Origin of the sequence: Shewanella vaxholmensis, from assembly GCF_031932135.1 — a bacterium.
GTDB classification, from domain to species: Bacteria; Pseudomonadota; Gammaproteobacteria; order Enterobacterales; family Shewanellaceae; genus Shewanella; species Shewanella hafniensis.
On the sequence record NZ_JAUOEV010000044.1, the window covers coordinates 1 to 3,492 of the forward strand.

The following is a 3,492-nucleotide window of genomic DNA, read 5'->3' on the forward strand; positions in this document are numbered from 1 at the left end:
TGAGCTAAGCGACCTGGGAATTCTGATATTACACAATTTTTAAGTCATTATTCACTGAAGAATGGTGGTCGCTACTGGGCTCGAACCAGTGACCCCCTCCTTGTAAGGGAGGTGCTCTCCCAGCTGAGCTAAGCGACCTGGGAATGACTTTCACACAATGATGTACATTAAGTTATATGGTGGTCGCTACTGGGCTCGAACCAGTGACCCCCTCCTTGTAAGGGAGGTGCTCTCCCAGCTGAGCTAAGCGACCTGGGATATAACTATTTTGTACAGCCATTATTTATTTACAAATCATGTATAAAACAATGGTGGTCGATACTGGGCTCGAACCAGTGACCCCCTCCTTGTAAGGGAGGTGCTCTCCCAGCTGAGCTAATCGACCTCGCTGTGTGGAGCCGTATTATAGGGAGGTTCGATCTAGTGTCAACGCTTTTTAGTGAAAAAAGCATTGGTCGCGCTATTTTTGTTCGCATTGGCTTAATGCTAATCACGCCGCCGATCAAAGTGTTAGTTTATTCGCCTGTCAATGGCGTGCAATTTGGGTGTTTGGGATGCCGCGATAGCTAGACTCATGTCATTCGTGAGCATTTTTGGACGATAAAATGACAGGGTGTGAGTGACTCACAATGATTAGATGTTAGAGATTGAGTGGATAGCGATGTATAGGCGTTGCGTCAAAGACACACTATTTATAGCTGAAGGAAAAGTAGGGCAGGGATCTAAGCGTAGCGAAAATCAATCCATGAGTCTTAAGTCAGATAAATGGGGTGCAGGTTTGCGGGTGATAAGAGTAGCGTCACTCTAATATGTGCACCTTTATATAGGCTTCTCTATATAAGGAGGGGATTTAGCGTCACGATTTTATCAGATAAGTGATACTGCAGAGCTTGTCCCATTTGCAGCGCCTGCTTTGACTGTTAGAATAAGCCCACTTTTTTATCGTGATTGTCTTTATCTAGACGACTTTATATAGGTTAGTGTCCCATTATGACAACTAAGACGCGTTTTGCCCCTAGTCCTACTGGTTTCTTACATGTTGGTGGTGCCCGTACTGCACTTTATTCTTGGTTACAAGCTCGTGCCAATAACGGTGAGTTTGTATTACGTATTGAAGACACTGATATTGAGCGTTCGACTCAAGCCGCCTGCGATGCGATTTTAGAAGGTATGAACTGGTTAGGTTTGACATGGGACGAGGGCCCGTATTACCAAACTAAGCGTTTTGATCGTTATAACGAAATTATTGCCCAAATGTTAGCAAAGGGCACTGCATACAAATGCTATTGCTCACGTGAGCGTATTGATGCGTTAAGAGAAGCACAAGCCGCCAACGGTGAAGCACAAAAGTACGATGGTTGCTGCCGTGACTTACCCGCTCGTGATACTGATGAACCATTTGTCGTGCGCTTCAAAAATCCTATCGGCGGTTCAGTGGTATTTGATGACCATGTTCGTGGCCGTATTGAATTTTCTAACGATGCATTAGATGACTTGATCATCGCCCGTACCGATGGTGTGCCAACCTATAACTTCTGTGTAGTCGTTGACGATTGGGATATGGGAATTACCTGTGTGGTTCGTGGTGAAGATCATATCAACAATACGCCGCGTCAAATCAATATCCTTAAAGCATTAGGGGCGCCGATCCCAGAATATGCTCACGTCTCTATGATTCTCGGTGATGATGGCGCGAAATTATCTAAGCGTCATGGTGCAGTGAGCGTAATGCAGTACCGTGACGATGGCTATTTGCCAGAAGCACTGTTGAACTACCTAGTACGTTTAGGTTGGTCACATGGCGATCAAGAGATCTTCTCTTTAGAAGAAATGAAGCAATACTTTAAGCTCGGTGATATCAATAAAGCCGCTTCTGCCTTTAATACCGATAAACTGGTGTGGTTGAACCAACACTATATAAAGAGTCTTGCCCCAGAATATGTGGCGACACACTTACAATGGCACATGGACGATCAAAAAATTGATATGTCAAACGGCCCAGCATTAGCGGAAGTGGTTTCGGCATTAGCCGAACGCGCTAAGACACTAAAAGAGCTAGCCGCTTCTAGCCGCTACTTCTATGAAGACTTTGCTGAGTTTGATGAAGCCCAAGCGAAAAAGCATTTACGTGGTGTTGCGTTAGAGCCATTGCAACTGGTTCAACAAAAATTAGCCGCATTAACTGAGTGGACTGTAGAAGCTATCCATCAGGCGATTGAAGACACTGCAACAGAATTAGATGTGGGTATGGGTAAAGTTGGTATGCCTTTACGTGTCGCAGTAACAGGGGCAGGGCAGTCACCAGGCCTTGATATCACATTATTTTTAATCGGAAGAAGCCGTTCTGAGCAAAGAATATCCAAAGCGATTGAATTTATAGCAGATAGAATAAATTCCTAAAAAACGAGTTGACACTTTTAGGTGCGCTGCATAGAATGCGCCACGCAGTTGAGACACAGACGAGCAAATGCTTGTAGTGCACTTAAATGTAGTTTAATAAGTTTGGGGCTATAGCTCAGATGGGAGAGCGCTTGCATGGCATGCAAGAGGTCCACGGTTCGATCCCGTGTAGCTCCACCAAACTTACTGCAGATGTTAAGCAGGAACGTGAGTTCAAATTAATATGTCCGGGTCCCCTTCGTCTAGAGGCCTAGGACACCGCCCTTTCACGGCGGTAACAGGGGTTCGAATCCCCTAGGGGATACCATCTATTTTTTATAGAGAGTGGTTCCTAGCAAATAACTAACGAGTTGTTTGGTAAGAACAAAGCATTTACTTCCTAGCCTACTGAAGTGAATGTGTTATAAAGCTCGGTTACGAGTTAAATCATAAGTCCGGGTCCCCTTCGTCTAGAGGCCTAGGACACCGCCCTTTCACGGCGGTAACAGGGGTTCGAATCCCCTAGGGGATACCAAGTATTGGTTCCTGTCGAATAACTAACGAGTTGTTTGGTATGAACAAAATCTAAATTTCTGCTGATACGCATACTATTAAGGTTCGTAGTGTCGACAAAAATTTGGGGCTATAGCTCAGCTGGGAGAGCGCTTGCATGGCATGCAAGAGGTCCACGGTTCGATCCCGTGTAGCTCCACCAATTTACTGTAGATGTTAAGCAGGAACGTGAGTTCGAATTAATATGTCTGAGGTGACCTTCCTTCATTAGAAGAGAGTGCCTAGGACACCGTAGATGTTAAACGGGAACAATAAGTTCAAATTAATATGTCCGGGGTCCCCTTCGTCTAGAGGCCTAGGACACCGCCCTTTCACGGCGGTAACAGGGGTTCGAATCCCCTAGGGGATACCATCTATTTTTTATAGAGAGTGGTTCCTAGCAAATAACTAACGTGTTGTTTGGTAAGAACAAAGCATTTGCTTCCTAGCCTACGAAAGTGAATGTGTTACAAAGCTCGGTTACGAGTTAAAACATAAGTCCTTGTGTCCCCTTCGTCTAGAGGCCTAGGACACCGCCCTTTCACGGCGGTAACAGGGGTT

The 3,492-nt window shown here is 45.2% G+C and carries 1 protein-coding gene and 8 tRNA genes; 6 read left to right on the forward strand and 3 right to left on the reverse strand.

What is annotated here, in order from left to right:
- Positions 1-62 precede the first annotated feature (62 nt).
- The 3 genes from Q4Q46_RS21205 to Q4Q46_RS21215 all read right to left on the reverse strand — a co-directional run bounded on the left by Q4Q46_RS21205 (position 63) and on the right by Q4Q46_RS21215 (position 385).
- Positions 63-138, reverse strand: a tRNA-Val gene (locus tag Q4Q46_RS21205).
- 39 nt (positions 139-177) lie between these two features.
- Positions 178-253, reverse strand: a tRNA-Val gene (locus Q4Q46_RS21210).
- Between the two features lie 56 nt (positions 254-309).
- Positions 310-385, reverse strand: a tRNA-Val gene (locus tag Q4Q46_RS21215).
- A gap of 605 nt (positions 386-990) precedes the next feature.
- Between Q4Q46_RS21215 and gltX the strand changes: the two genes are divergently transcribed.
- From gltX to Q4Q46_RS21245, 6 genes are all read left to right on the forward strand, one after another.
- A complete protein-coding gene (gene gltX / locus Q4Q46_RS21220; RefSeq protein ID WP_259571348.1) occupies positions 991-2,400 on the forward strand; it encodes a glutamate--tRNA ligase in 1,410 nt (469 codons plus the stop codon).
- Positions 2,401-2,504: 104 nt separating this feature from the next.
- Positions 2,505-2,580 (forward strand) — tRNA-Ala (locus tag Q4Q46_RS21225).
- A 51-nt stretch (positions 2,581-2,631) separates the two neighbouring features.
- A tRNA-Glu gene (locus tag Q4Q46_RS21230) sits at positions 2,632-2,707 on the forward strand.
- A gap of 131 nt (positions 2,708-2,838) precedes the next feature.
- Positions 2,839-2,914, forward strand: a tRNA-Glu gene (locus tag Q4Q46_RS21235).
- 104 nt (positions 2,915-3,018) lie between these two features.
- Positions 3,019-3,094, forward strand: a tRNA-Ala gene (locus tag Q4Q46_RS21240).
- A gap of 134 nt (positions 3,095-3,228) precedes the next feature.
- Positions 3,229-3,304 (forward strand) — tRNA-Glu (locus tag Q4Q46_RS21245).
- Positions 3,305-3,492 lie beyond the last annotated feature (188 nt).